Here is a 4,142-nt window from a genome sequence, read left to right as displayed (position 1 = left end):
GTTTTGTTCAGAATCGCCATTTTATTTTGATAGTTGTCGTGGTTGACTTATTATCTCAAAAATAAAGCTTTTCTCCTCAGATTTTTCTTCTTAATTTGTTACCCATGTTTGATGGGTTCCAAATAATGATAAAATTGCTCCTGTAGATCGCATTGAACAATACGCTCTTTTTCGTCTGCCGTATTCTGCGCGGAGTTGTTTAAGCTCTCTTGAAACTCAATCGTTTTTAAAGAGTGATAAGTATCTTCAAAGTATCGCCACTCTTTATCCGTATCTTGTCTTTGTTTAAAAAAGAACTTTTTTACTAACTGTTTAAACATAAAACTTTTATATGAAATGATAACTCTATGCTTAAATTTTACTTTTTATGAATAATGAAAAATATGCATAATCCGCAAACTTTTTATTTTACAGTAAGTTAAATACGCCTATCTACCTAGATACATAAAATTACTCCTAAAGATTGGTGGTGTCGTCCTAATAATCCAGAAGAGGCTGATGAAAAAGAAAGTGGTAAATGGGCTGATGCTTCACACTTCTGCCGTCAACGCCTAGATCAAAAGTCCCTAATAAACGCTACAGAGTTGCCCTCATAACGACAGAGTCAGCAACGTATTTGATATAAATTAATTAACAAGAGAAATATAATTGATAATCATTTACATTCGCATATCTAAAATGTAAAATGCGCTCAATTTCTTATTCATACCCATAATTATTTGAGCGTACAATGAAGATTAAAAGTCTGCCATTTGCTATTTCCGTTGCTCTATCGTCTTTATCACTTCAAGCTTTTGCTGAGTCAGCAGACATTGAGGTCATTCAAGTAAAAGGCACTTACTTTAACGATTACAAGGTGACTGATGCTACCGGAGCAACCAGAACAAATACATCACTGCTCGAAACGCCTCAATCGATTACTGTAATCCCTGAAACTATTATCGACGAGCAATTAGCAACAACATTAGGTGAAGTGCTTTCAAATGATGCAAGCTTATCTGCTGGCTCAAAACAGCGTAACCGAGAAGTGTTTAATTCAAGAGGCTTCCAACTAAGTTCATCAACGGGTTACCTTCGTGATGGTCATCAGCATTGGTCTCATTATCAACAGCCAATCGAAACGCTTTCACGTGTAGAAGTGATTAAAGGTCCTGCTAGTATTCTATACGGACAATCAGCCCCGGGTGGTTTAATCAACATGGTAACTAAAAAACCTACGGCAAAAAAACTACTTGATTTAGGGTTTGATACCGACTTAAACGGTTCAACACGTTTTATGCTCGATGCTGGCGGTGAGATTGTCCAAGATATTAATTATCGAACCGTGCTCGTTAAGCAAGACGTAAATTACACTCGTGAATATCAAAATGGTGAACAAAGAAACCGTGACCGTTTTCTTGGATCGTTAGCGCTAGATTACCAAGTAACCGATGATTTACTCGTTAATGTTTATTACGACCAAACGAACGACAAAGCAGGCTTAGATACGGGTGCTTGGCTCGATGCTGACGGAAAAGTTATTGGTCGTGACAAAACCATTTATGATTTTTCATGGGCATTTACCGATATTGAAGTTAATAACATTGGCGCCACTGCAAGTTATTTTATCACTGACAATTGGTCCGTGAAGCTGGGCTATAATGAGCAATCATTTAAGCGTCAACGTTTTGAGTCATCGCCTTCTCGCCCAGAAAATTATTCGGTTGGTGATAGCTATGATTCTAAACCTTACGATCGTTTTGATGATTGGCAATTCAAAACCACCTATTTAGATCTGACTGGTGAAATTGAAATTGCAAAAACTCAACATCAACTTCTATTTGGGATTAATCGCCTTGATTACAGCTACGGCCAACTTAGAACAAAAGCAGGCACTGTTAACTTCACCCCAGGACAAGCTGAGCCAACTCGACCAGATATCAGTTACAAAACTGATGATAGCTTATACAGCAGTGAGTATGACTACTATGGTGTCTACTTCCAAGACTTAGTCACTTTCAATGACAATTGGCAATTAATGTTCGGTGGTCGTTACGATCAACAAAACAGAAAAGATGCGAACAACACTTCATTCGTACCAAAGTTTGGTGTGTTATTTCATCCAAATGATGATGCCACCCTTTATATCAATTATTCAGAAGGCTTTGAACCAAGCTCAAGTGATACGTTGAACAATACAGATGATAAAAATCACGGAATGAAACTTGATGCAGTCACCTCAAAACAAATTGAATTTGGTGCAAAATGGCAAGTTACCGATAGATTATTGGTTGATACCGCTGTTTTTGATATTGAAAAAAGCGGTACGTTGATCACAGAAGATATTATCGATAACCCCGATTACAAGACTATCACCACTCAATCGGGTTTACAGCGCCATAAGGGTTTTGAAGTATCAGCTCAAGGTGCGGTTAATGATCGTTTCTTCCTTATGGCTTCAAGCATGTATTTAGATGCTGTGTACGAAAAGGATGCGAAATATCAAGGTAAGCGCCCTGTTGATGCCCCTAAATTATCAGCTTCAATCTGGTCAAGATATGAAGCAACTGAACAACTTGCTATTAATGCTGGGATTTTCTATCAAGGCGAACGCTTTGCAGATACTGCAAATAACATCACTAAAGATGCATACACTCGCGTTGATTTGGGTGCAACATACAAAACAAGCATTAATGGTATTGCCGTTGATTATCGCTTCAACATTGAGAATCTATTCGACACGGAATACCTAGCCGGTGGTGGCACAAATAACGTAACAATTGGTGGTGAGAGAATGGCTCGATTAGAAATAAAAGCTTCATTCTAAACAAGTAAATTTAAAAAAATTATAAGGCAGCATTAACACTGCTGGCTTTTGGTGTATTTATGAATATAAAAAAAACGTTTTTTTGGCTGCACTTAGTACTGGGTTGCAGTGCTGCCATTTTTATCTTTTTAATGTCGATTACAGGTCTTGCGCTCACATATGAGCGACAAATAATTAAATTTGCAGAACAAAAAGATTACCCCGTTAAACCTGATGGCATCGAAGAACCACTTTCAATTGAGAAAATAAAAAACATCAGCCAAAATTATCCAACAGAAAAGCAAACCTCCTTGAAATTTATTAATGAAATTGATGCGCCTATTCAAATAAAAGACGGAAGGAAAACACTTGCCTATCTGAACCCATACACAGGTGAAAAAATCACCGAGCTAGGTGATGGTACCAAATCATTTTTTAAACACCTTAGAGCATTTCATCGCTGGCTATCGCTTGATGGTAAATTTAGTAGTCAAGGGCGCTGGGTAAATGGTATTTCAAATGTTATTTTTATTTTTATAATTGTTTCAGGTATTTACTTATGGTTGCCGAAACGATTCAACCGTCGGGCCTTCAAACAAAAACTGACACTGACAGGCTCCTATCCGTCTTCAAAAGCGAGGGACTATCAATGGCATAATGTGTTTGGGATTTATATGGCGCCAGCACTGTTTGTTATTGCGTTTACTGCAATTTTCTTTTCATTTAAATGGCCTGGACAAGTGCTGAAAGAAAATGTTTCAACCATCTCTAAAACATTACCGAAGCCAACTAAAGTCGCAACACCGCATTTTTCCCATGATGTGATTGAGCATCAATTGATGGTGATAAAAGAAAGTAATTTAGAATGGAAAAGTATCCAATTTGGAATCTCAGACGAGCCTGTAAGTATTCATACTTACCAAATTGATAATGGTAATGGTGCTGAACCCCATAAGCGACACACTGCTGTATTTGATAATGCCACAGGTAAAATTATTGCCACTCAGGATTTCGATTCTCTTTCAGAATATAGTCAATTACGAAGTATTATTCGATTCCTACATACTGGTGAAATACTCGGTATTATAGGACAAACTATAGCTGGCCTAGCCTCATTACTTGCTTGCTTATTAGCCTATACGGGAATTACTCTCTCATGGCGTAGATATAAGGCATCAACTCGGTAAAGCAATGGCCGAAGTGCTTAAATTCAGAGAAATCGTTAATATCAAAGTCAATACTTCGGACAGTTTTTTGAATAATTCGAAATCACGAGCAGAGTTTGTGAAAATATAATTTGCAAATACAACCTTCACAAAGCTGCTGCTCATGACTTCACTAATAGAATCTGTTTTAG

The 4,142-nt window shown here is 37.4% G+C and carries 4 protein-coding genes; 2 read left to right on the top strand and 2 right to left on the bottom strand.

Annotation, left to right across the window (positions count from 1 at the left end; translation table 11 throughout):
* Positions 1–98: 98 nt before the first annotated feature.
* Positions 99–320: a hypothetical protein gene (locus tag JQC92_RS21280; RefSeq protein WP_205001537.1), complete on the bottom strand. Its 222-nt coding sequence runs from the start codon at positions 318–320 to the stop codon at positions 99–101.
* A gap of 410 nt (positions 321–730) precedes the next feature.
* Here JQC92_RS21280 and JQC92_RS21275 point away from each other — a divergent pair, with 410 nt between their 5' ends.
* Together JQC92_RS21275 and JQC92_RS21270 are read left to right on the top strand one after the other, a co-directional pair.
* Positions 731–2,806: a TonB-dependent siderophore receptor gene (locus JQC92_RS21275; protein WP_205001536.1), complete on the top strand. Its 2,076-nt coding sequence runs from the start codon at positions 731–733 to the stop codon at positions 2,804–2,806.
* A gap of 59 nt (positions 2,807–2,865) precedes the next feature.
* The gene (locus JQC92_RS21270; protein WP_205001535.1) at positions 2,866–3,972 is read left to right on the top strand and encodes a PepSY-associated TM helix domain-containing protein; all 1,107 of its coding nucleotides are present in this window, start codon (positions 2,866–2,868) and stop codon (positions 3,970–3,972) included.
* Here JQC92_RS21270 and JQC92_RS21265 read toward each other — a convergent pair.
* Positions 3,961–4,142, bottom strand: a 182-nt coding sequence (locus JQC92_RS21265; protein ID WP_205001534.1) for a hypothetical protein, incomplete at its 5' end; no start/stop codon positions are given. The genes JQC92_RS21270 and JQC92_RS21265 overlap by 12 nt on opposite strands.

It is taken from the genome of Parashewanella hymeniacidonis (genome assembly GCF_016900895.1).
GTDB lineage: Bacteria > Pseudomonadota > Gammaproteobacteria > Enterobacterales > Shewanellaceae > Parashewanella > Parashewanella hymeniacidonis.
Note: the sequence above shows the minus strand (reverse complement) of the source record. Positions and strands in the feature narration are given on the sequence as shown.

Excerpts from the sequence above, each read along its gene's own strand:
- JQC92_RS21270 (WP_205001535.1), top strand. The coding sequence starts at position 2,866 with ATGAATATAAAAAAAACGTTTTTTTGGCTGCACTTAGTACTGGGTTGC.
- JQC92_RS21275 (WP_205001536.1), top strand. The coding sequence starts at position 731 with ATGAAGATTAAAAGTCTGCCATTTGCTATTTCCGTTGCTCTATCGTCT.
- JQC92_RS21280 (WP_205001537.1), bottom strand. The coding sequence starts at position 320 with ATGTTTAAACAGTTAGTAAAAAAGTTCTTTTTTAAACAAAGACAAGAT.